Consider the following 24,355-nt stretch of genomic DNA (forward strand, 5'->3'; position numbering starts at 1 on the left):
GCAGTTCATGCGTACTCTTTTTTGGGGTGATTATATTCCATCTTGAACAAATTTCTTTACAATTACCCATGTGTCTTTCTTTTTAACCGTTATAGCTACATTAGTTCCATTAGATTCCTTATAAAAGATATATCCATTGTTTGAGTTTACATATGTAACTGGTTCACCTATGCAATCTCGCGAGCAGGATTTGTTGACTAGTTCAATTAAGGATAGTTCACTTGGATCGGTTTTACTGGCTTCTATAACAGCATCAAGGGTTGTTTTTCGATAACCTTGCAAGTTTATATGAAAAAGCTGCTCTATTTCTCCTGTAATGCTAGTGTTCATTACTTCTACTGAATTCTTTTTTCTTGAAGAAAGCCGTTTTCATAAAGTAATTTTGTATAGCCAATCCATGCTATTAACACTAGCATGAAAAACATACCCGTCATTTTAAGTATTCGAAGTCGTTTGCTTATAATTGTTTCTGAGTATTTCATTCACTCTAATCCTCCAATGTTTTTAATTTAAAATATGCTTGGATACATACTTTTAGAAGAGGATGAAAGTTAATGAGTTTTTAATAAAAAAGAAAACATCCAGGGTTAGATGCTTTCTTTTTTTGGTATTTTTGGCTATCTGTTAGTTACTTGTTTCATAAGTGGTCTTATTTCTTTAACTGGTGGTTTCTTATCATAGGCATCAACGTAAGAAAAGTAGTAGTTTAAGTTTCTTAGAAGACCTTTTCCTATTTTTGCACTTAAGAAAGGAAAGACTTGTCCGGTATAATCATCGAGAGATTTACAGTAATATTTTTCATCTAAATATATACTGTATTTACATGTTAGTTCTACTAAAGGATTCCCTTCATCATCAAATACTTCTTTAGAATCAATAATATCTATTAGTGCAAATTTTTCATTTAAGTAAACTTTCTTTTTTTTCTCGTGTTTATTTGTAAGTATAAAAACGAGACCAATCGCGTTAATCAAACTATTTCCTCCTATAAAAAACGGATATTAATAAAATATATCGATATAAGCTAAATGTAAAGAGGAGAGGTGAAATATCATGGAGAGAAAACTAAATAAGCCGATTGGTGAGAGCTGATAATCAGTGGGGGATGAACAAACCCCTCACTGATTAAAGTTTCACTTTATTGAAATACTTGCGGGAATTGTTTTACGATTGCGTTTGTTATCATGTCAGCCATTTCTAATGCTTCTTTTTCAATTTTATCGTAAAGTTTTACTCCTGCTTCATAATCTTTATTTAGGAAGGCAAGTGCTTCTGCTTTCGTTAGTGCTAAATGTTCATAAAACATTTTTCGAAATTCTTCTTTTCCTATATATGGGTTGATGTTATTAAGAAACTCAACGATTTCATCACCATTAGCGTACCATTTTTTCTCTATAGCGGCAGCTGCATTTTGATCACCAGTTTTTGCGGCTTTAACAAGATCTGCTGCAATGACTAAGTGATCCTTAATTAATGCACTATATTTTTTTACTGCATCTTCACCGTAAAATGGTTCAAGTGATAGTCCCATATGTGTTGCGTTTTGTAGAAGTCGTCCAACAGTAACGTTAACATCGGGTAAATTAAATACAATACTTATAATAGCCAATCTCGTCCAAGCGACGTGTTGTTCCCATAAAGAACGCATATACCCTTTTAAAAAATTCTCGTTTTTACTAATTCGGTAGTTACGTACGGATAAATCATAGTTTACATAAGGGTTATGGTAGGGGGAGTAATACGATTGCCAATAAGAATACATAAATAGTAACACTCCTTTGAACATGTATAACTCAAAGTATGATATAGATTTATGTTTAGTTACGTGTCCTAGATTATTTTTAGGGAATTTGAATTGGAGAAATTAGGTGAATGATCTTGTGGTATATATGAATAAATTGAATATAAAGTAAAAGAGGGTCTGCAAGGGAAGTTACAGACCCTCAAAAGGGTATTGCCGAGATGTCGGACTCGACTACGTAATGTTATCATAAAATTCTTTTGAAAAAACCTGGTAAATGTGTCCAAATGAAATTGGGACCTTAATAAAGTCAAAGAGACCTGCTTCCCGCGGCAGGCCCCATTAACTAGATAATGTCGATGAGCAAAAACTCATCTGGAGTACTTTCATAGTAACAAGTAAAATGTGTTTTGTGTATTGAGAAAGAAGAATTGCATAATTATATGTGAACAATTAAAATCCCAACAATTTATGATTATCATTAATTGTTGGGATTTAAATATGGTTATAAAATGGAAAAAAGACTTGGAAGTGAGATTGAGGTGTAGAAGTAAGTAATCATGAAAAAGACCTGCTAATATAAGCAGGTCAACTTAAGGGGTTTATCCAACAGATTATTATATATGGTAACAACTGAATTGTAGTAAGTCTATACATTTAATATTGAGAAAAATTCTGCGAATGATATATTTTTTGCCGTGATGGAACTCATATTATGATGTTTCATATAGAAACCTCCTGAATTTATATGTATACGATTAGTAGTATTCAAGAAAGGGAAATAAAATGAATATTTAAATTGAAACTCTTTCTTCATGTTTACTGGATTTACGTTATAAATGTTGTAAAACATATAAAACATGGATGTTAATTCATATTAAATAGGTGGAGAAACATAGAATAATGAAAAAATAATAAGCATCTATTCATCTCTTTCAAGTCGCATAAGTGATTGATATAATAGAAGTAGATGAAAGATAAAGAAAAGCAGGTGACTCTTTTTTGTTTACTAAAGCACAAGAACTTTTAGCGTCCTACTTTGGTTATTCTTCGTTTCGAAGAGGACAAGATGAAACAATTAAAAATATACTAGATGGGAAAGATACAGTATGTATTATGCCAACGGGTGGCGGTAAGTCGATTTGTTATCAAATTCCGGCATTAGTATTTGAAGGAACGACGTTGGTTATATCGCCTTTAATATCACTTATGAAGGATCAAGTAGATACATTGGTACAGAATGGCATTTCAGCTACATATATTAATAGTTCTATTTCTATTGCCGAAGCAAATCAGCGAATTCAATTAGCGAAACAAGGACATTACAAATTACTTTATGTCGCGCCTGAGCGTCTTGATTCGATGGAGTTTGTTGACCAACTTATCGATATGAAAATCCCTATGATTGCGATTGATGAAGCACACTGTATTTCACAGTGGGGACATGATTTCCGTCCAAGTTATTTACATATACATCGCATATTAGATTATCTTCCAGAAAAACCGCTCGTATTAGCATTAACAGCAACAGCAACACCGCAAGTACGTGAGGACATTTGTAACACACTTGAAATTAATCAAGAAAATACAATTATGACAACGTTTGAGCGTGAGAACTTATCGTTTTCTGTCATTAAAGGGCAAGATCGAAATGCATATTTGGCGGATTATATTCGTCAAAATCAAAAGGAATCTGGGATTATATATGCAGCTACTAGAAAAGTAGTCGATCAGTTATATGAAGATTTAATGAAGGCTGGAGTTTCTGTATCAAAATATCATGCTGGTATGAGTGATAGTGATCGAAATGAGCAACAAGAACTCTTTTTACGAGATGAAGTAAGTGTAATGGTAGCAACATCTGCATTCGGGATGGGTATTGATAAATCGAATATTCGTTACGTAATTCATTATCAGCTTCCAAAAAATATGGAAAGTTACTATCAAGAAGCAGGACGTGCTGGTCGTGACGGATTAGATAGTACATGTATATTGTTATATTCTTCTCAAGATGTACAAGTACAGCGTTTTTTAATTGATCAATCAACTGGAGAATCACGTTTTTCAAATGAACTTGAAAAATTGCAAAATATGACCGATTACTGTCATACAGAACAATGCTTACAATCATTCATTTTGCAATACTTTGGAGAAGAACCGAAAGAAGATTGTGGACGCTGTGGTAATTGTACAGACGATCGCGAGAGCATTGATGTGACAAGGGAATCACAAATGGTTTTATCATGCATGATTAGAACGAACCAACGCTTTGGGAAGCAAATGATAGCGCAAGTATTAACGGGGTCGAAAAATAAGAAAGTTATTGAATTTAATTTTCATACTTTACCAACGTATGGGCTTTTATCGAACCGTAGTGTAAAAGAGGTCAGTGAGTTTATTGAGTTTTTAATTTCAGATGAGTTAATTGCAGTTGAACATGGCACTTATCCGACGTTAAAAGTAACAGAAAAAGGGAAAGAAGTATTACTTGGTAAAGAGAATGTTTTACGAAAAGAACGAGTAGAGACAAGACAAATTGTACAAGACCATCCTTTATTTGAAGTGCTTCGTGAAGTACGTAAAGAAATTGCACAAGGAGAAGGTGTACCTCCGTTCGTTATTTTCTCTGACCAAACATTAAAAGATATGTGCGTGAAAATGCCGCAAAGTGATTCCGAATTGTTGACGGTAAAAGGTATCGGAGAACACAAACTTGTGAAATATGGCTCGCACTTCTTACAAGCAGTTCAGCATTTTATTGAGGAAAATCCAAATTACGCTGAAACGATTAAGACAGAAGTAGTTGCAGAGCGTAAAAAGTCAGGAAAAGCGTCCGCAAATTCTCATTTAGAAACGTATGAAATGTATAAACAAGGTATTGATTTGAATGAGATTGCAAAAGAACGTAACTTATCAAGACAAACAATTGAAAACCATTTAATTCGCTGCTATGAGGATGGAATGGAAGTAGATTGGCAAAGCTTTGTTCCAGCAGAGTATGAATCTCTTATTGAAACTGCCGTTCAAAATGCAGAGGGTGGGCTGAAATCTATTAAAGAACAGCTTCCGAATGAAGTGAGTTACTTTATGATTCGTGCTTATTTACAAATAAGAAAGTAGAGACATATAAAGGGGATAAGAATTTATGTATCATGTGTTCGTTTATGGCACATTAAGAAGAGGACAAACGAATGCTCATTATATGCAAGGTGCAACATGCATTGCAGACAGAGCTTGGACATATGGAAAATTATTTGATACGAATGAAGGATATCCGGCTATGACTTATTCGATTGAAGAAAAGGTGTATGGAGAAGTTTATGTAGTAAATGATGAGATATTGTGTAAGTTAGATGAACTAGAAGAATATACAGGTAATGCGGAGACTGATTTATATGATCGAATCACGCAAACAGTATATGTTGCTGATAGGGAAATTGAGGCATATGTGTATATCGCTCAGAATAAAAAGATGTTAAAAAAAGTGATAGACTCTGGTGACTGGCTTATGTATCAAAAAATATAATAAGGTAGTTTTAAAAATTGGAAAGCAGATAATGACGAATTCATTATCTGCTTTTTATTGTGTGAATAATTGTCGTTCTCTTTTTATTCTTATAGTTCTTAGTACGATTCCAATTCCGAGAAATAAAACAGTAGCAGCGACCCCGCTAGTAGGATTTAACCAAAAATCACTACTGTTTGTAAGAGTAATAATCCCTGTTATTGTAACTAAAACAGTAGGAACAGCATCCTCGATTGCATGCATGATAACACATGGCCGGACGGATTTTGTAAGTCTATATATTTCAACATACATAATTGACCAACAAACCATAAGGATACAGCCAGATAGAAGCATATTTAATCTTGAGATAGATTCAAAATATTCATTTGAAGAGCCTCCTTTACTTTTATTTATCCTACTATTTGTGGGCAGTAAAACGCCCATTGATTAAAGTCTTTAATTTTTACAATATTTGTTAATAGATAAATTAAATAGGAGACAAATAGAAAGTAGTATCTTTTGTATGCATCACTATACTATATGTGTATTTGTGTGATTTAAATGTTGCATATTCTTTTTAAATTAGAAAGATGAAAAGTAAGTTTTTTCGGAAAATTTAAATAGAAACTATTGACTTTATGATTGGATTTTTAATACAATGATACTTCGACTGAAAAATTAGAACGGACAGGAGGGAATCGTCGAAATGAGCAACATATTTGAAGATGAGTTACAAAAAATGAAGGATACTTTGCATACGATGGATGAGCAATTGGATAAGCTTGAAAAAATCCCAGTTTATTATGGAGAAGATTTTAAGGAGCAAATTCTTGAAAGTATGAGAGAGTCTAATAGACAAAATTTACGTATTGGTGTGCAAGAGCCGTACTTTGGAAGGTTAGATTTTCAGGAAGATGGAAAAGAAGAAGTTATGCCGATTTATATCGGAAAAGTAGGGGTTTCGGATATGGACACGATGAAGCCAATCATTATTGATTGGCGGGCACCTGTCGCAAGTATGTTTTATTCATTTACCGGTGGAGAAGAATTAGCATTTTATCAATCACCAGATGGGTTAGTAGAAGGTGATGTGTATTTAAAACGAAACATTTCTATTCGAAAAAGAGAACTTGAACGTGTTGTTGATACATATGTAAAAGGAAATGAAGATGTATCACATGCCGATGATTTTCTTCTATATCGATTAGGTGAGAATAAAGATAATAAACTAAAGGATATTGTTTCAACGATTCAATCGGAACAAAATGATATTATTCGTGCGGAAAGAAACTTGCCATTATTAATTCAAGGGGTTGCAGGGAGCGGAAAGACAACAATTGCTTTACATCGCCTTGCTTTTTTGATTTATGAATATCGTGAGCAGCTAGAAGCTGAGAGAATGATCGTATTTGCGCCGAATAGTCTGTTTTTAGACTATATTTCGAGTGTACTTCCTGAATTAGGTGTAGGGAATATTAGTCAAACAACGTTTCCGGATTGGGCATTACGTACGTTAGATGATTCAGTGAAACTAAAGCAGACAGAAGAAAAATTGAAAGAAGCATTTTCAATTAATCGTGATGAAGAAAAGGTTATGCTCGGTAAATTGAAAGGTACACTGGAATTTAAGTTCTTTATTGAAGAGAGAATGATTCAATTTGAAAATGAATTAATACCAACAAGTGATTTTGAGGCATGGGACAAAGCTATTATTCCAGTAGAAGACATAAAAAAATGGATGCAAGTTGAATATAAACATTATCCATTAAAGAAAAGAAGAGAAAGATTAGTCGGCCGAATGAAGCGCTGGATTGAAATTGAACTGAAAAAGTATGGAGAAACAAACGAGAAGAAATTATTAAAAAAAGAAGCGACAAAGAGATTGAACACTTATATGAAGTTTTGGCCGAAAATGAGCCCACTTTCACTATATAGTTCAATATTGAAAAGTAAAGAAATACTCGAAGTATTGCCTGAAGAACTTGTGAAAGAAACTGAAAAGAGTTGTCGTAAAAAAGAAGTGTATGTAGAAGATTTACCAGCTTTAATTTACATACATCACCGCATAACAGGTATTGAAATCGGACAGAAATTCCATCACGTCGTTATTGATGAAGCGCAAGATTTTCCACCATTCCAAGTTTATGTATTAAAAGAAATTACACTAGGTAATTCTTTTACTATATTAGGTGATTTATCTCAAGCAATTTATGATTATCAAGGAATTGAAGATTGGAGTGCTTTTAAAGAAGTATTCCAAGAAACAGGTTATTATGAACTGACGAGAAGTTATCGTTCTACAAAAGAAATTATAGAATTTGCTAACGAAATAATTAAAAATGCAGAGATTCCAGTTGGGCTCGCAACACCAGTTTTTCGCAGTGGTGAAGATGTTAAGGTAATCCATGCAGAAGATCAATTTAATGAGATTATGAAGACGTTAAAACATCTACAAAACGAAGATGTGAAAACCATTGCGGTAATAGGAAGAACAGACGATGAATGCCGCGATATATATGAGAAATTAACAAAAGCAGGATTGGCTGTAAACGTTATTGAAGCAGATCAAAGTAAATATGAAGGTGGTATTTCAGTAGTACCTGTCTATTTAGCGAAAGGTTTAGAATTTGATGCGGTGCTTTTAATTGATGTGGATGAAGAACATTACAAAAACACAAAACATGATGCAAAGTTACTATATGTCGGATGTACGAGATCACTTCATGACTTATGGATTTTCCATAGTGGGGAAGCGTCACCTTTAATTAAAGGATTAAAATAAAGTGAAACTATAATCAGTGGGGAGTTTTACTGCAAGCTAATGTGGGATAAATATAAAAAGAGGATTTTCTAGTACTGTATGAAAATCCTCTTTTTTATATTGAAATGGTAGATGTGTAAAATGACAATAAAGTTATTTAATTTTAAAACCTAAAACAAGTATAACCCCGCTCTAAATTTAGGACGGGGTTAAAACATAGTTATTTAATTTGCGATATAAGATACTTCACTGTACTTAAAAATATAACAATAAAGTCGTTTGAAAATCTAAGTTTTATTCAACAATACCGCCCATTGTTGAATAATGTTCAATTTTAAACGAATAAAGCCATTAATATTAAATTTTGATAGCTATCATCCAATTTTACACCCTTTGCTTTTCTACCCTCTTCAAAGAAGCCTAGATTCTTATATAACTGGATTGCACCTAGATTATCTTCCATTACCTCAAGACAAACTTTTTCAATTTTACTGTTATTTTTAGCCCAATTGATTAACGTTTCTAGAAGAGCTCTTCCAATACCATAATTTCGATATTCAGGTAGTATGGTCATCGCAAAAGCCCCTTGATGACTAATTTTTTCTTTGTTTCCGTTCTTAAAATCTATTGCACCGACTAACTTACCATCAACTTCAGCAATAAACTGTACATAATTTGGATTTTCATGATAAGCTTTTAACGTTTTTTGAATAGCATCGATACGCACCTTTTTTACATCCTCAACCGTACTTAGCATGTATGGAGCGTTTATTAAAGCTTTTGAAGCAGAATCTAGTATTCTTTCTGCATCCTGTTCTTTAGCTTCTCTAATTATTACTGTTTTTCCATCCTTAGATTTATAAGTAAAAACATTAGTTGATAAGATACTACACACACCCTTTCGGAATATAATTAATTAAAATTTTTAACTGTTTCGCGATTCTTAAGTAAGAAAAAGTCGTATCACCTTTTTCTGCATTCGCTCTGCTTCAACTTAATAACGATTATTTCAAATGTTTCTAATTTTTACAAGAATTTATTCCGTTATATAACCCGATTTTTGAATAACATGACTGGCGTTTTTTAAACAAATTCATTATCTCTGTACAAGATGAATTAACGACTTGAGCTGTTGTATAAATAATATACAATGACCTTTTCTAATTCCTTAGTTTGTCCTTTTTCCCGTATACGAACGGCATCTACTGGAATTTGTGTATGTTTTAACCAATCTAGAATAAGGTGTAGTTGTACTTGTATTTGACCAATGTGTAGCTTCTTTATGTTCTTATTCTGAATTCTATTAATTAATTGCAGCATATAGGGAAGTTTTTCTATACATTCGCTTAAATCTCCGCAATAACCTGAAGGGAATTCATTTGTACCAAATTCTAAAGTATTGATGTAATTAGAAACTAGGTATATCATGGCTTTTTGTTCGGTATAACCACCTAATTCAATCGCTTTTCGAAGGGATTTTTCTAAATCGTCTTCTTTATTGCTAGAGTCCATATAAATTCCTATCCATCTAAAAGGTCTTGAATCAATCGGATTGTTTTCTGTCCATCTATATAGAATATCAATTAGAAAACTATTTAGTGAGAAAGTTATGACCTCATCTTTTTCGTTTAATGCATCTAAAATAGTAAACAGCGAAATGGCAAACTCTTCTTGATCTTTTGATTCCCATTTCTTTGCATTTGAAATAAATGTCTCTAAATGTTTATAAGCTAATTTTCGAAGTCCCGCTTCGCGATGCTGACAGTAACAAATAAAATCATGCCAATGTTCATTTGTATTCATATTTATAATAATGGTTTGTAATGCAGTGTGAGGTTTATGTATTATAAGTCCCCCAATCTATTAAGAACGTGTTGAAAATTTAGTGTTATTATATCATTACATAAATTAAAAAGGGAGAGTTACTATGATTACAAAAGTAATTACGAAAAGTAATTGGGAAATCGCAAAAATAATTGGAGAAATTAATGAAGATTCACTTATAGAAGAGGGATTTATTCATTGTTCATTAGTAGATCAAGCTTTAAAAGTTGCAGAAAAATATTTCAAGCATGAAGAAGATGTTTTATTACTTACAATTGATCCAGCCCTATTAAAAGCAGAAGTAAAATATGAACTTACTTCTAACGGTCAAGAATATCCGCATGTTTACGGAGTAATTAATGTTGAGGCGATTGTAGAGGTTGTTCCATTGCATAAAGAAAACGGAGAGTTTATCCCGCATTAACAGACAGCTCGATTGGTGAGGGCTGATAATCAGTGGGGAATGAACCAAACCCCCACTGATTAAAAAAGATAAGTATGTTATATATGTTAGTGAGAAAAGCGCAAATCATATAGTTAGTTTGTTTTATTATCCGTTTTTTGGTAAAAAATATTGTTTTTATCACACTAATACTGTATGATACATAGTATAAAACATATACTGTATGACATATAGTAATGGAAAAGAGGTGAGTGAATGGATGCTTTATTAAATTCGTTAATTACTGAACTAAGAAGAGGAACATTAACATTAGCGGTTTTAAGCCAGTTAAGAACACCGCAGTATGGGTATTCACTTGTCCAATTATTGGAGAAATCAGGGATCACAATCGATCAAAGTACTTTATATCCACTACTTCGCCGATTAGAAAAGCAAGAGCTAGTGACGAGTAGTTGGGATAAAACGGAGAGTAGACCGCGTAAGTATTACGTTTTAAGTGAATACGGATTAGAGATATTTTTGCAGTTAAAAAAGGAATGGATAAAGGATTCGAAGGAACTTTATAACTTATTAAAGGAGGAGGACAAGAATGAATTTAATTGATATTTATGTCGAGGAAGTAGCGAAGAGATTACCTGAAAAAAATCGTGAAGATATTATTCTTGAACTACGGTCAACAATCGAGGATATGTTACCGGATGATTATAATGAAGATGATGAAAAAAGAGTTCTTGAAAAATTGGGAAGTCCAGTTGCATTAGCTAATGGGTACTTGGATAGACCAATGCATTTAATTGGACCACGTTATTTTGATGTATATATGACATTATTAAAAATGATCTTACCAATCGCAGTTGTAATTGCGCTTATTTCAATGGTTGCAGAAAATTTTATTAGTTATAGTGGTGATCAGGCTGTATTAAATGTTATTTTAAAATTGATAGGTGAAGGCATTGGAAGAACGTTTGAAGTAGGTTTCCAAGTATTTTTCTGGCTGACAGTTGTGTTTGCTGTTATAGAAAGAACGGATAAAGAAAAGGACCCACAACCATTAACAACAAGTTTAAAAAAATGGACGCCAGATGATTTGAAAAATATTGCGTATATCCCGAAGAAAAAGGCGATCTCAAAGTTTGAAGTGTTTGGAGGTCTAATGTGGACGGCAATATGGGCTACACTTTACTTCTATGCGAATCATCTCGTTGGCGTATACAATGGTACGGAAAATGGATTGAAGTTTGTTGCGCCGACGTTTAATCAAGATGTATTACTTCAGTATTGGCCAATCGTTGCTATTGTGATTGTTTTTGAAATAGGTATATCTCTTTATAAGTTAGTACAGGGACAATGGACGCAAAGATTGGCGATTGGAAATGCTATTCTTCAAGTAGCTGGGACGATAGTATTCATTGTAATTGTAGTAAATCCACATTTATTTAACACAGGATTTATTACGTATTTGGCAAATGCATTTACTATTTCCACAGAGGAGTTTAAAACGTGGCTCATTGGGGGAGGAATTTTCTTCTATACGTTATCTGCTGCAATAAATATATTTGATGGTTTCCGAAAAGCTAGTATTCGTACGTAGATAAAAATCGGAAATTTCGGTAAAATAAAACTATTAAAAAGATAGTGAAATAAGATGAACATGATGAAAGGAAGAAAACAATGATAAGGGAAGCAACGAAAAGAGATTTAGCATACATTTTAGATATTTATAACGATGCGATACTTTATACAACAGCTGTATATGCGTATAAACCTGTAACCCTTGAAAATAGAATAGATTGGTATGAACAAAAAAAGGCCGAAGGGTATCCAATTTTCATATACGAATTAGATAATAAAGTAGTAGGATTTGCGACATTCGGCCCATTTAGAGCGTGGCCTGCTTATAAATATTCAGTTGAACATTCTGTGTATGTAGATAAGACATATAGAAAAAATGGCATTGGGTCTTTATTCATGAAAGAATTAATTAAAATTGCGAAGGAACGAGAGTATATGACCTTAATTGCTGGAATTGATGCAGAGAATGAGAAAAGTATTGCCTTGCATCAAAACTATGGATTTGTTCATGCAGGGACAATAAAAAAAGCTGGTTATAAGTTTAATAAATGGCTAGATTTAGCTTTTTATCAGCTGGAGCTTAACGGTCCTGAAAATCCTATAGAAGAATAAATATTTTTCGGTAGCAAGAAAAAATTCATGCTACCTTTTTCTTATTTTAATAGCTGATGAAAAGGTTTTTTATATTCAATATTGAATTATTAGAAGTTAATATAACGATATAAAAAGAGGGATGGAAATGGAAACTGTCATAAATAAAATAAAAGAGGTACAATCTAATTATGTGGGAATGGAAATTTATTCTACAAAAAACAATCGTATAGTTGCTTCATATAATAGTGAATTAAATATTCCGTTAGCATCAGCAGCAAAATTAGTTATTGGATTTGTAGTAGCACAAATGGTGAAGGAAAATAAACATAATTGGAATGATATACTTCATCACATTAAATTTAATCCGCATGAAGATAGTACGCAGTTATATCCGCATTTACAAGGAAGAACTTCTTTAACACTTAGTCAAGCGGTCGAGGTAATGATAGCTTGTCATGATAGTTACGTTGCACAGTCAGTTGTAATGCACTGTGGTGGATGGGATGCTGTGAAAATGTATGTACAAACGTACTTTTCAAAAATTCATATACAAGAGAATGCTAGAGATGAGAAAAATATTGGAGACTTAAATGAAGTTCTTGCCCTTTTGATACAAACCTTTCAAGGTTATAAATCAGAACCAGAATTATGGGAACCAATTATTAGTGGCATGGTAAGACAACAAGGAGAGTATGAAGAAATCCCATATTATCATTTAGCTCATATGACAGGTGGATTGCTCACAGCTACAATAAATATTGGTATAATAGGAATGTTTAACGAATTTCCGCTTCTTTATGTGATTGGGGGAAAAGATTTACCGAATCGACGTGAAAATAAAGAGGTAGATGAAGCTTTTGCAGTAGTTTTAAAGTACATATACAAAGAATATAGTGAAAACATGCTAGGAGTGAGCGGTTGAAAAGAAACTTAAAGACTTCAACAATCATTATTTTAATTTTAACGATTATTGCTCTTGAAGTTGGAATCGCACTATATAATCACAATTTGTCATTAGATACAATTTACTTTGCAGCAATCCTTATTTGTATTGTATTGCTTTTTGGTACACGTGTTTCTGAAGAGAAAGAAAGTAAATCGAAACGAGGGCGAAGAAAAACAGCTCTTATATTTTGGCCATCTATTTTATTGTCTATCACTTGTTTCGCAGTTATAAGTTACATAAGGATAGGCTATGTCTCTGTACCAGGGATAATTGGCTTTTCATGCTTTGTTACATATGGTGGATTCGTATGTATTAGTATTTTTAAAGAGAAAAAATAAAATGTAGCTTACTGAGCTGAAAGGAAGCAATATATATGAAACATATAAAGAACGGTACACGCACTGAAGGAGAATATATTAAAAATAAAGTTATTCAATATAATATGTCCATCTTAACAGATGAGGCAAGACAGACGATGGAAGAAGTAAGCCTCGTAGTAAAAAATGAAGAAGGAAAAATTTTTGGTGGCGTAACAGGTACGATGTATTTTTATCACCTTCATATCGACTTTTTATGGGTTGATGAATCAGTTCGTCATGACGGTTATGGTAGCCAACTTTTACATGAAATTGAAGGTATTGCAAAGGAAAAAGGGTGTAGATTAATATTGCTAGATTCATTTAGTTTCCAAGCACCAGAATTTTATAAAAAGCACGGTTACAGGGAGTATGGTGTCGTTGAAGATCACCCGAAAGGTCATAGTCAGCACTTTTTTGAAAAGAGATTATAATAATATTATGTATACTGAATTATAGGAGAAATAATCTGTACACGTATAAATTGCAACAAGAACAACTAATCTGTGCAGAAAAAATAAAGAAGCTTTATGATTCTATCGGTTGATGGCCAGAAAGAAAAGAAGTCGATATTGAAAAAATGTTAAAGAATAGTATAGCCATTGGAGTATGGGAAGAAAATGAATTAGTTGGATTTGCTAGAGTCGTTTCTGATGGTGTTTTTCGAGCATACATTGAAGGTGTTGTCATACATGAGAGTGTAAGAAATAAAGGTATTGGAGAGAAGATGCTTACAATGTTACTTCGGGAAATATCTCATATTGATATTGTTAGTCTATTTTGCGGAGAGAAGCTAATAAAGTTTTACGGTGAGCAGCAATTTCAAGCAACAAAGCAAATTGTGATGCACCGTAATCAAATAGGGAAAGAATAAGAGGTGCCAATTAAAATGAATGCAACAAGAGCGTACTGTTTATCGAAAAGAAAGGCGACAGAAGATTCTCCAGATGGTTGGAGTGCAACATGTATGAGGCTTAATAATAAAATATTTGCGATAGTAAATCATGAAGAAGGTGAAAAAGCTGCGATTACATTGAAGTGTGATCCAGAAGTCTCATTAAGAATAAGAGAAGATTATCCAGAGACAATTATTCCAGGGTATCATATGAATAAAAAACATTGGAATACCGTTTATATTCGTAAGGGTATAGAACAGGAGCAAATAAATAAAATGATTGATTGGTCGTATGATTTAGTACTACAATCATTTTCAAAGAAAAAGCAGCAGGAGTTAATGAATTAATATGTATTAGGAGTGTGTGTAATGAAAGATTCGATTAAAGATACGTATGATAAATTAGCGAGTACATATAAAGAAAATCTAGATTTCGCAAATCCATATAACAGTTATTATGAAAGACCGGCGATGATGGAGCTTATTCCAAAGGAACTAGAAGGAAAAAAGATACTAGATGCTGGATGTGCAGCTGGATGGTATACTTCTCAATTCATAGGAAGAAGAGCAAATGTTACAGCAATTGATATAAGTCCTGAAATGGTAAAAGCAGCAAAAGAAAATATAGGAGAAGAAGCAACGTTCCTTTGTCATGATCTGCAAGAAACATTGCCATTTGAAGATAGTACGTATGATGTGATTGTAAGTTCGTTAACTCTTCATTACTTAGAAAATTGGAATCAAGTATTTCAAGAATTTCGTCGTGTACTGAAGCCAGGTGGAGAACTTATTTATTCTATTCATCATCCTTTTATGGATTTCACAAAGTTTCCATGTGAAAATTATTTTGAAAAACAGTTATTAATAGATACTTGGGTTAAACCGAATATTACTATTGAAGTCAAGTTTTTCAGAAGGTCACTACAAGACATAATAAATGAAACTACAAATTATTTTGTATTAGAAGAGATAGTGGAACCGAAGGCAGTTGAAAAGATGAAAGAAGTAGACGAAAAATCATATTATTATCTAAATATGAATCCACATTTTCTTATCATAAAAGCAACTAATAAATAGCTAGTAAAATAACTTTATTTTACTAGCTATTTACAGTTATACATTATATATTAGGAGACTTTAAAATGAATACGAAACGAAATAGAGTATTATATGCACTATTTACTATAGTTGTTATTATTTTAGGTCTTAGCTCAAGGAAGTTTTCTTTTGCACTACCACATCTATTAAATGATTACTTAGGCGATGCTTTATGGGCATTAATGATTTTCACTGGCTTTGGATTTTTGTTTCTTAAAACAGAGACGAAGAAGTTGTCTTTTATTAGTTTAATGTTTTGCTACGGGATTGAAGTGAGCCAATTGTATCATGCTGAATGGATAGATAGCATGCGTGCAACGACTTTGGGTGGACTCGTGTTGGGATACGGTTTTTTGTGGAGTGATTTAGTGGCTTATACAATTGGTGTTGGAGTGGGAATACTGTGTGAGGTTATTTTTCGGAAGAAATAAGAATTGTAAAAGGAGTATTTGTAAATGGAACAAGCACTGGAAATTGCAAAGTTTTGGTTTCAAAATGAACATGTCACAGCTACTGTAATGCAACCAAAAGTAGCGAAGGTTATATGCAAGAATAAAGAGTATATTTTAAAGAGAACGGGATCAATAGACCAACTTCTAATTGAATTCGATGTTTTGGATCAACTGTATGAAAAGGGAATTAAAGTACAGAGAGTAGTAAAGACAGAAAATGATGAACAATATGTATTATATAAAGAAAAATATTATTGCTTATATGAGTATGTTGCCGGAAGTGTTTTAGAAATAAAAGATACGGATAAGCTGGAAAGGCTAGCAAGTACAATTGGAGAAGAAATAGCTAATCTGCACAAAGCATTACATTCGGTGAATAGTGATCATGAGTTAATAAAAAGAAATTTATATAAGACGGTATTTGAATGGGCTATACCAATTTTAGAAAAGAATGAGTATGTTCATCGAGAGGTAATTCAAAAGATGGAGCGAATGCACACAGATTTCAAGGAAACGGTCCATCCATTACCGAGACAAATTATTCATCGTGATATGCATCTATCAAATGTAATCTTTAAAGATGATAAACTGGAAGGGTTTATAGATTTCGAGATTTTAGGAAATAATGTAAAAATATTTGATGTATGTTATTGCTGTACAAGTGTATTAAGCGAGCTATTTAGTGATGAAAGATTAAGAGGAAAATGGTTACATATCGTTAGCAAAGTCTTTGAAGGTTATTATAAACAAAATGATTTAAAGAAAGAAGAACTAAAAGCTATTTGGTATGTTATGCTTTCAATTCAAATTATCTTTATTGCTTATTTTGTCCAGTTACCAGATTTATTAAAGTTAAATGAAGAAATGTTCTTCTGGATCTTTGCTAATAAGGAAGATATTGAAGAAGTTATAGAAGGTATCGTAAAGGTATGAAAAAAATAATATTAATTGGTTCTGGTGGTTCAGGAAAATCTACACTAGCAAGACAGTTAGGAAATAAATTAAATATTAAGGTGCATCATCTTGATGTATTATTTTGGAAACCGAATTGGGAAGGTGCTCCGAGAGAAGAACAAATAACAGTTCAAAATAACTTAATTAAAGATGAGAAGTGGATTATTGATGGGAATTATGGCGGGACGATGGGTATCAGACTGAATGCAGCTGATACAATTATTTTCCTTGATATTCATAGAACAATTTGTATTTATCGTGCTTTTAAAAGAATTGTAAAATACCGAAATAAAACAAGACCAGATATGGGCGCGGGATGTGAAGAAAGATTTGATTTGCAATTTTTTAAATGGATATGGGAATATCCTAATGCTAAACGACCTACAATTTTAAAAGAGTTAGAGCAATTGCCCGAAGAGAAAAAGGTTATTGTTTTAAAATCTCCAAATGAGGTTCGGAAATTTTTAGAGCACATATAATAATAGAATGTAACACAAAAATTCTTTGTGGATCTTACCGATTAGTTTAATAAAACTAATCGTTTTTTATTATGAAAAATTTAACGCTTTTTGAAAATTGTATTTTGTAATGAGTATATGACTATAAGTTCATATAAAATGAACGTTTGGAGGAATAGAAAATGACTAACGATTTAATTCAACTAATCGATTCATTAATGGTCAATATTCCAGCTGGAGAGGTAGTATTAAGAGATGATCGAATAAAAAAAGAATGGCTAGTACAAATTCAACCATTTCTTCTTGCAAAGTATGCTGTAACAATGGAACTATATGATGCTATTACAAATAGTACATTAAATAATTTTGAAAAAAATCATAAACCAGTTGTAAATATTTCATGGAACGATGCCATTGCGTTTTGTAATGTACTTTCAAAAATAGCGGGATTAAAAGAATATTATTCTATTAGTGATGTTGGTCAAATTGTGAAATGTAATTTAGATTCGAATGGCTACCGATTACCATCTGAGGCAGAGTGGCAATATGCATGTAAAGCAAGTACAACCGGATATACATACGGGAAACTTCTTGATATAGCGTGGTATAATGAAAATTCAAATGGACAAATTCATGACGTTGGCCAAAAGGAACCGAATGCATGGGGACTTTATGATATGCTAGGGAACGTTTGGGAATGGTGCTATGATTTGTATGATGAAAAAGTATACGGATCATACCGCATTTTTCGTGGAGGTAGTTGGGCGGAGGCAGCGAGAGGTTGCGGCGCTACTTGTCGTCGCCGAAGCCATCCCACATTTCATATAGAAGATCTCGGTTTTAGACTTGCTAGGTCAATTTAGCAGGAATATGATACGAACAACAAAGAAAAGAGTATGGAGAGAATCCATACTCTTGCTAACATAGAAATGATTTAACGTAAGGAGTGTTTATAATGGCGCGTGTTTTATGTATTAACGCTGGATCAGAAGGACATATAAATCCAACTTTACCGGTTGTAGAAGAATTGATTTCTCGCGGTGAAGAGGTCGTTTATTTCTCAATAGAAGCTTTCAGGGAGCGGATTGAAAAGACAGGTGCTACTGTACGAACGATTGATGATCAAAAATTTATAAAAGCGTTTCTATCTGGAGGCAGAAATTATTTACAGGAAAGAATAAACGGTCTTCTACATACAGCGGATATTGTTATACCTAGTGTTCTAGAACAAATTGAAGGTGAACATTTTGATTACATAATTCATGATTCTATGTTTGGCTGTGGGCACTTAATTGCTCAAATTCTTAAACTGCCATCCATAAATTCATGTACATCTTTTGCGCAGGATGAAAAATCTTTTGAACAAATGTTAGGTCATCTGTCAAAAAATATTCCAGTAGAAATTCATGATAAAATACAGAATGATTTTCAAAACTTAACGAAGGGAATTACTGAAAAATATGGTGTTGAAATAAAATCACAGTATGAAGTTTTCTGTAATCCTGCACCCCTTACTATTGTGTAATACAATTAAGGAGTTCCAGCCTTTTGGTGATACGTTTGATGAAACATATAAATTTGTAGGACCATCTATCCCTGCACACGTGAAAAACAGAGACGTTGATTTTACTTCAATTGAAGAAAAAAGTCCGATTTATATTTCATTAGGTACTGTTTTTAATGAAGCGATTGACTTTTATAAACTGTGTATGAAGGCCTTTGAGAATAGTGAGCATACAATTGATATGTCTATTGGTAATAAAACGAAAATAAGTGATCTAGGCGAAATTCCTAAAAACTTCATTGTGAAACACTATGTGCCTCAAACCGAACTGCTTACTTATACGAAACTATTTATTACACACGGCGGGATGAACAGTACGCATGAAGGACTATATAACGGGGTTCTGCTCGTTGTAATACCGCAAAGTGCAGATCAGCCAGCAATCGCAAAGCAAGTGGAGAGTCTTGGAGCAGGAGTTCAATTACATATGAATGAATTAAACGTGGAGAAATTGCGTGAAAGTGTGGAGTTAATTTTAAATAACCCTTCATATAAAGAGGCTGCTTTGAATTTGAAGGAATCATTCCGAACATCGGGTGGATATAAGGAAGCTGTTGATGAAATTTTTTACATTTGTAGGTCAGTAATAAATATAAAGTTATACATGAAAAAAGTGTCTATATTAAATGATATAGACACTTTTCTGTTGTAAGAAGAGAAGAATTGTTTAAATGGAAAAAATGAAAATACTAAATGTGAATTTTGAGAACTAAGTCTACAATTTCTGCTGCACACTTTTATTTTATCCCGTATTAACCGACCGTAAAACCCCAACTAATTAAAGTTTTACTTTATGATTTCAGGATGTGGTTTTATATGTTAGTAATAATTTCACTGTTTCTGCACAACTTCTGCACATGCTTAGGCGAGTTCTATGTCATGATATATTCATAAAGTGAAATATTTCACAAGGAAAAAATATATTTTCACTGCGGTGTATGCATAATTAATACATACATCGGTACAAGTTTGTCTCTTGTTATTCTTTTACATCAAAGCCCACATTCCACTACAAAGTATAACAAGAAGGAGACATGAACATGAATAATCGATTTTTAAAACAACTACAAAACATGAAAATGAACAAAAAAAGTTTAGGAGCTGTAGCATTAACAGCTGGAATTATTAGTACGACACTTATTCCTCAAAATGCTTATGCGCACGGTTTTGTTGAAAAGCCCGGTAGCCGATCCGCTTTATGTAGTCCAACTTATGGTGCGCTAAATGTAAACTGCGGAAGTGTTATGTATGAACCACAAAGTTTAGAAGCTCCAAAAGGGTTCCCACAAGGTGGTCCAGTAGATGGACAAATTGCTTCAGCAGGCGGAAAATTTGGTGGTATTTTAGATCAACAAACAGCAAATCGTTGGTTTAAAAATACAATCACTGGTGGGGAAAATACATTTACTTGGAAGTATACTGCGCCTCACTTAACGAGTAAGTGGCATTACTATATTACTAAAAAAGGATGGAATCCAAATAAAGCGCTAACAAGAGCAGATTTTGAACCAATTGGAACTGTGCAACACGATGGTTCTGCAGCTTCAAATAATTTAACTCATAAAATTAATGTACCTACTGATCGTAGTGGATATCATGTGATTTTAGCAGTATGGGATGTAGCTGATACAGCAAATGCATTCTATAATGTAATTGATGTTAATCTTATTAATGATGTGAAACCAGACATAGAAGCGCCAAGTATTCCAAATGGACTTCAGACGAAAAAAGTAACAGCGAATAGTGTAGAACTAACATGGAACTCTTCTACGGATAATGTAGGGGTAAAAGGATATCAAATCTTCCGTAACGGAGAGATGATCGATACAATACTAGGCACTCATTTTATTGATAAGAAATTACAACCAAGCACAGAATACTCTTATACTGTAAAAGCAATTGACGCAGCTGGAAATGTATCGAAAGAAAGTACAGCGCTTACAGTAAAAACAACAGTTGCGACTCCTGATACAGAAGTACCAACACAACCAAAAGGATTACATAGTATGGGAACGACAGCATCAAGTGTGGATTTAATGTGGAGTCCATCTGACGATAACATTGGTGTAGACCATTATGATATTTATAGAGAAATAGAAGGATTAATGAAAAAGATTGCAACATCCAATACAACTTCTTATATGGATAAAAATCTGCTTGCTAATACTACTTATAAATATGTAGTGAAAGCTGTTGATGTAGCTGGAAATGAATCCGTACAGAGTGATATATTCACAATTACTACAAAAGATGAAAGCGCTTCATATGAAGCGTGGGATGCAAAAAAAGCATATAAAAAGGGAGATAGAGTTCTACACGAAGGAAAAGTATATGAAGCAGTCCAGAGTTATCAAGGAAATGGTGATCCAAACTGGATTTATGCATTATCATTATGGAAAACAGTGTAAGCTTTACCTAGGCATGAACTAAGAGATGATGGGCTTTGATGCAAAAGGGAATCTTGAGAATTCGCTTTTCTATTTATAAAAAAGACGACGTATTCAGCGTCGTCTTTTTTTCTAAATTTTACTTCCCTTCATTCAATGATGATAAGTCCCGTAATTAATTAAACTAAAGTGTTATTTTAATAAAATAGCGGGAAAAGGAGAGATTTATAGAAAAATCGTTGTGTATGATTCTAAAATGTTTTTGAAAATGTATGGAGTGAAATAAAAAGAACCCTTTGTAAAACGGGTTCTTTTGGTGCGTTAATCTATTAATTACAATCTTGATGATATTCATCACACGAATCTTTATTATCGTTACAGCAAATACAAAATGTTTTTTGCACAAATAAACTAACTATACTAGTAGGGCCTTCCTGTTTCGTAAAAGTAAGACTTTGAAAATCTTCAACTTGAAATATTTTTGTTTGAACAGGTTGTAATGTTGTAGTAATTGGGCGGCTAGATTTTCTTGTTAGAATAGTTACTTGAACGGGTGCACTCATCCCGACAACGAATAACTGAATTAATGTTTTATTATGATTGTTTGTGAAATCCTCAAATACAGTTTGTGGAGCGGTGGTTTCAAGGAAAACAGATAAAGGTATATTTCCATTTGCATTTTCTTCAGAACCAGTTATCGTATGAGTTTCAATAAAACAGTTATTTTTTTGATCGTTCGAATACGATTGGTTTTTATAATATTTTTTACCATCTTTATAAAAATAATTAGCCATAATTATTTTGCTCTCCTTTCTTTGGAATATCAATATATAGTATTAATTAAAAGGAAAGAGTGCTTGTACTAAAGAATAATATCCGCTCTTGAAAATAATTGAAAAAACAATTTGATATGCATACTATTTGAGAATGTTGTAGTTTCTAACTAAAAATAAGCACAGATTAAAGTGTGCTCTAGATAAGAAAGGTAAGAATCTTATGAATGGAGAATCTCCATTCAATAGCATATGCTTGTCAAATTTTAAGGTGAAAACTTTTTAACAAGAAAGTTATTCAGAAAATTTTCCTGTGATGATAAAATTATATTTTTGATTTTAAATGTTTGGAATTATGGATGTCGAGATGGATTTTTAAAAAAATTATAGAAATTTAATTTTACTATAAATAAAGGAGCAGTTAGCCAAGTTTAACTAATCGATATATAGATATTATATTGAGTTATGTATTGTATTCGAGGAGGAATAAAGAATGTGTACGTATTGGGAAACGTATTTAGAGAATTCTCCGAGAAGCAAGAAAAAAATAAATGAGCCGTTAGCAAAAGCTAACGGCAAACAGGGATGTCATACTAGATGTATTTATAATATTAAAGAAATATTGATTTTTATTCAAATGGAGAGAAGTAGGCTATTAACATGGAGATGCATAAATTCATATCCTGTAAGTAGTAAATTAATGACGGGATAGATTGAAAATGGATGATCCGATTAAGGAGATAGTTGGTGCTTGGTTTGTTGCAGTAGGGACAATTATTGCTGCGGTTGGTAGTACACCTTTTAAAAAATTGAATGACGAATTAAGAAGAGATTTAAACGTATGGGGGAATGTATTACAGGCAACAGGGAACGGCCTAGAAGCTGATGGACAAGGGGAAATATCTCTTGAAAAAATCGGTAATGAAATCCAATCAATTGGTAATGTAACGGTTTTAACAGGACTCATTATAGAATTTGAAGATAATACACAAAAAAAAGTAGTGATTGCAGGGAATTGGGTTCAAGCATTAGGTGGTATTACATCAATAGGTGGTGAATTAGAGGATAGTTCCGACATAGATGAATCGTATAACATTGTTGGGAATGTGTTACAAGCGACTGGAAATTCATTACAGGCAATAGGTGGAATAGATGAATTGAAAGCTAGTCGGGATAAAGTGGAAGAAATTTCGGAAGGAAATGAGGAGGATGGACAGATTATAGTGATTACGGGGAGCTGGATTCAAGCGGTTGGTTCAGTAGTTTCATTAATCGGTCAAATAAGAGAAGAAAGACAAGAGATTTTAGACAACAATTCATAGTGAGTTTAATAAAATATTCTTTTTAAAGTGAAAGCAAACAGAATATAGTGCGAATAGAAAACTAGAGAATGCCAATTTCATTAAGGGTGTTTTAAGACTATGTATGCTAGGTTCTTTGCTTTCAAGTTAAAAGTTCTTTCATTGGAATATTCACTAAAGAGACTTTCAAGTGAATAAGATACAGAGAGGTGACTATATGAATAAACAATATAGTCACCTTTCTATTATGATAACATTTTCGTCATAAGTATATGTGGAATGCTATCTTCCATGAATATATCAGAAGAAGTTTGATAGCCTAATTTTTTATAAAATCCTTCAGCTTGTGTTTGACCGTGTAGCTTCACTTTTGTAACTTGTTCGTTACGAGCAATTTCTTCTAACGTTTGAATGATAACTTTACCTAATCCGTATGTACGATAATCTTTTAAAATACAAATACGTTCTAATTTTCCGACACCATCAACAAATCGTATACGCCCTGTGCCTACAGGAAACTCATGATAATAAACTAAAATATGTTTACATTGCTCTCCGATTTCATCGAATATATCGAATTCATCTGCAAGAGGGACACCTTGTTCTTTTACAAATACTTCTTTTCGAATGTGAAAGGCAGTTTCTAAATCAGTAAGTTCTGTTATAAGTTTGGATTGCAAAATGTTCAGTCCTTTCTAGTGTAATCAGCTTGTGTTTTCATAGTATATCATAATAAAGTGCTATTAAGAGAAGATGAACATACTAAAA

General features: G+C 32.8%; 25 protein-coding genes and 4 pseudogenes. 21 read left to right on the forward strand and 8 right to left on the reverse strand.

What is annotated here, in order from left to right; genetic code table 11:
* Positions 1–30: 30 nt before the first annotated feature.
* The 3 genes and pseudogenes from N2V92_RS20770 to N2V92_RS20780 form a co-directional block, all read right to left on the reverse strand.
* Positions 31–482, reverse strand: a pseudogene (locus tag N2V92_RS20770) (hypothetical protein).
* A 135-nt stretch (positions 483–617) separates the two neighbouring features.
* On the reverse strand, positions 618–974 hold the full coding sequence (locus N2V92_RS20775; protein WP_000606231.1) for a hypothetical protein: 357 nt from the start codon (positions 972–974) through the stop codon (positions 618–620).
* A 164-nt stretch (positions 975–1,138) separates the two neighbouring features.
* Complete coding sequence (locus N2V92_RS20780) at positions 1,139–1,762, reverse strand: hypothetical protein (RefSeq protein ID WP_000287733.1); 624 nt, start codon at positions 1,760–1,762, stop codon at positions 1,139–1,141.
* A 981-nt stretch (positions 1,763–2,743) separates the two neighbouring features.
* On the opposite strand from N2V92_RS20780, the gene recQ reads away from it, so the two are divergent.
* Both recQ and N2V92_RS20790 read left to right on the forward strand, forming a co-directional pair.
* Positions 2,744–4,861 carry a DNA helicase RecQ gene (gene recQ / locus N2V92_RS20785; protein WP_016077563.1) on the forward strand — a complete coding sequence of 706 codons (2,118 nt, stop codon included), beginning with the start codon at positions 2,744–2,746 and terminating at the stop codon, positions 4,859–4,861.
* Positions 4,862–4,886: 25 nt separating this feature from the next.
* Positions 4,887–5,267, forward strand: a complete 381-nt coding sequence (locus N2V92_RS20790) for a gamma-glutamylcyclotransferase family protein (protein ID WP_000274913.1) — start codon at positions 4,887–4,889, stop codon at positions 5,265–5,267.
* Between the two features lie 54 nt (positions 5,268–5,321).
* Here N2V92_RS20790 and N2V92_RS20795 read toward each other — a convergent pair.
* Positions 5,322–5,636: pseudogene (locus N2V92_RS20795) on the reverse strand (CPBP family intramembrane glutamate endopeptidase); the annotation flags it as partial.
* Between the two features lie 319 nt (positions 5,637–5,955).
* Between N2V92_RS20795 and N2V92_RS20800 the strand changes: the two are divergent.
* Positions 5,956–8,031: a HelD family protein gene (locus N2V92_RS20800; protein WP_016077564.1), complete on the forward strand. Its 2,076-nt coding sequence runs from the start codon at positions 5,956–5,958 to the stop codon at positions 8,029–8,031.
* A gap of 313 nt (positions 8,032–8,344) precedes the next feature.
* Here N2V92_RS20800 and N2V92_RS20805 read toward each other — a convergent pair whose 3' ends face one another.
* Positions 8,345–8,905: a GNAT family N-acetyltransferase gene (locus tag N2V92_RS20805; RefSeq protein WP_000337118.1), complete on the reverse strand. Its 561-nt coding sequence runs from the start codon at positions 8,903–8,905 to the stop codon at positions 8,345–8,347.
* A 221-nt stretch (positions 8,906–9,126) separates the two neighbouring features.
* Positions 9,127–9,813 (reverse strand): hypothetical protein, encoded by a 687-nt coding sequence (locus N2V92_RS20810; protein WP_016077565.1) that lies wholly within the window; start codon positions 9,811–9,813, stop codon positions 9,127–9,129.
* A gap of 124 nt (positions 9,814–9,937) precedes the next feature.
* Here N2V92_RS20810 and N2V92_RS20815 point away from each other — a divergent pair, with 124 nt between their 5' ends.
* The 16 genes and pseudogenes from N2V92_RS20815 (at position 9,938) to N2V92_RS20890 (ending at position 21,534) form a co-directional block, all read left to right on the forward strand.
* Complete coding sequence (locus tag N2V92_RS20815) at positions 9,938–10,258, forward strand: DUF952 domain-containing protein (RefSeq protein WP_016077566.1); 321 nt, start codon at positions 9,938–9,940, stop codon at positions 10,256–10,258.
* Between the two features lie 234 nt (positions 10,259–10,492).
* Positions 10,493–10,840 (forward strand): PadR family transcriptional regulator, encoded by a 348-nt coding sequence (locus N2V92_RS20820; RefSeq protein ID WP_000339347.1) that lies wholly within the window; start codon positions 10,493–10,495, stop codon positions 10,838–10,840.
* Positions 10,827–11,828: an HAAS signaling domain-containing protein gene (locus tag N2V92_RS20825; RefSeq protein WP_001048842.1), complete on the forward strand. Its 1,002-nt coding sequence runs from the start codon at positions 10,827–10,829 to the stop codon at positions 11,826–11,828. The genes N2V92_RS20820 and N2V92_RS20825 overlap by 14 nt, the downstream gene beginning before the upstream one ends.
* A gap of 80 nt (positions 11,829–11,908) precedes the next feature.
* Positions 11,909–12,421, forward strand: coding sequence for a GNAT family N-acetyltransferase (locus tag N2V92_RS20830; RefSeq protein WP_000617519.1), 513 nt, complete (start codon positions 11,909–11,911; stop codon positions 12,419–12,421).
* A 127-nt stretch (positions 12,422–12,548) separates the two neighbouring features.
* Positions 12,549–13,325, forward strand: a complete 777-nt coding sequence (locus N2V92_RS20835) for a serine hydrolase (RefSeq protein ID WP_000450757.1) — start codon at positions 12,549–12,551, stop codon at positions 13,323–13,325.
* Positions 13,322–13,687, forward strand: a complete 366-nt coding sequence (locus N2V92_RS20840; RefSeq protein ID WP_000828001.1) for a hypothetical protein — start codon at positions 13,322–13,324, stop codon at positions 13,685–13,687. Before N2V92_RS20835 ends, N2V92_RS20840 begins: the two co-directional genes overlap by 4 nt.
* A gap of 35 nt (positions 13,688–13,722) precedes the next feature.
* A complete protein-coding gene (locus N2V92_RS20845) occupies positions 13,723–14,139 on the forward strand; it encodes a GNAT family N-acetyltransferase (protein ID WP_000680538.1) in 417 nt (138 codons plus the stop codon).
* A 35-nt stretch (positions 14,140–14,174) separates the two neighbouring features.
* Positions 14,175–14,579 (forward strand): annotated as a pseudogene (locus tag N2V92_RS20850) (GNAT family N-acetyltransferase).
* Between the two features lie 15 nt (positions 14,580–14,594).
* Positions 14,595–14,948, forward strand: coding sequence for an MmcQ/YjbR family DNA-binding protein (locus N2V92_RS20855; RefSeq protein WP_016098623.1), 354 nt, complete (start codon positions 14,595–14,597; stop codon positions 14,946–14,948).
* 21 nt (positions 14,949–14,969) lie between these two features.
* Positions 14,970–15,677 (forward strand): class I SAM-dependent methyltransferase, encoded by a 708-nt coding sequence (locus N2V92_RS20860; RefSeq protein ID WP_000655260.1) that lies wholly within the window; start codon positions 14,970–14,972, stop codon positions 15,675–15,677.
* Positions 15,678–15,742: 65 nt separating this feature from the next.
* The gene (locus N2V92_RS20865) at positions 15,743–16,129 is read left to right on the forward strand and encodes a ribosomal maturation YjgA family protein (protein ID WP_001093452.1); all 387 of its coding nucleotides are present in this window, start codon (positions 15,743–15,745) and stop codon (positions 16,127–16,129) included.
* A 24-nt stretch (positions 16,130–16,153) separates the two neighbouring features.
* Positions 16,154–17,083: a phosphotransferase enzyme family protein gene (locus N2V92_RS20870; protein ID WP_000434082.1), complete on the forward strand. Its 930-nt coding sequence runs from the start codon at positions 16,154–16,156 to the stop codon at positions 17,081–17,083.
* Entirely contained in the window at positions 17,080–17,583 is a 504-nt protein-coding gene (locus N2V92_RS20875) for a DNA topology modulation protein (protein ID WP_000720570.1), read from the forward strand. The genes N2V92_RS20870 and N2V92_RS20875 overlap by 4 nt, the downstream gene beginning before the upstream one ends.
* A gap of 161 nt (positions 17,584–17,744) precedes the next feature.
* Entirely contained in the window at positions 17,745–18,425 is a 681-nt protein-coding gene (locus N2V92_RS20880; RefSeq protein ID WP_000180349.1) for a formylglycine-generating enzyme family protein, read from the forward strand.
* Positions 18,426–18,517: 92 nt separating this feature from the next.
* A pseudogene (locus N2V92_RS20885) lies at positions 18,518–19,694 on the forward strand (macrolide family glycosyltransferase); the annotation flags it as partial.
* Between the two features lie 472 nt (positions 19,695–20,166).
* Positions 20,167–21,534 carry a lytic polysaccharide monooxygenase gene (locus N2V92_RS20890; RefSeq protein WP_001065142.1) on the forward strand — a complete coding sequence of 456 codons (1,368 nt, stop codon included), beginning with the start codon at positions 20,167–20,169 and terminating at the stop codon, positions 21,532–21,534.
* 308 nt (positions 21,535–21,842) lie between these two features.
* Here N2V92_RS20890 and N2V92_RS20895 read toward each other — a convergent pair whose 3' ends face one another.
* Positions 21,843–22,307 (reverse strand): hypothetical protein, encoded by a 465-nt coding sequence (locus N2V92_RS20895; protein ID WP_000024965.1) that lies wholly within the window; start codon positions 22,305–22,307, stop codon positions 21,843–21,845.
* 472 nt (positions 22,308–22,779) lie between these two features.
* Here N2V92_RS20895 and N2V92_RS20900 point away from each other — a divergent pair, with 472 nt between their 5' ends.
* Together N2V92_RS20900 and N2V92_RS20905 are read left to right on the forward strand one after the other, a co-directional pair.
* Positions 22,780–22,998, forward strand: coding sequence for a hypothetical protein (locus tag N2V92_RS20900; RefSeq protein ID WP_000337734.1), 219 nt, complete (start codon positions 22,780–22,782; stop codon positions 22,996–22,998).
* A 7-nt stretch (positions 22,999–23,005) separates the two neighbouring features.
* On the forward strand, positions 23,006–23,608 hold the full coding sequence (locus N2V92_RS20905; protein WP_000342606.1) for a DUF6944 family repetitive protein: 603 nt from the start codon (positions 23,006–23,008) through the stop codon (positions 23,606–23,608).
* Positions 23,609–23,832: 224 nt separating this feature from the next.
* Here the strand turns inward: N2V92_RS20905 and N2V92_RS20910 are convergent, their stop codons facing one another.
* On the reverse strand, positions 23,833–24,267 hold the full coding sequence (locus N2V92_RS20910) for a GNAT family N-acetyltransferase (protein ID WP_001190875.1): 435 nt from the start codon (positions 24,265–24,267) through the stop codon (positions 23,833–23,835).
* Positions 24,268–24,355 lie beyond the last annotated feature (88 nt).

The sequence above is a fragment of the Bacillus sp. CH_48 genome (assembly GCF_038008465.1).
GTDB classification, from domain to species: Bacteria; Bacillota; Bacilli; order Bacillales; family Bacillaceae_G; genus Bacillus_A; species Bacillus_A thuringiensis_S.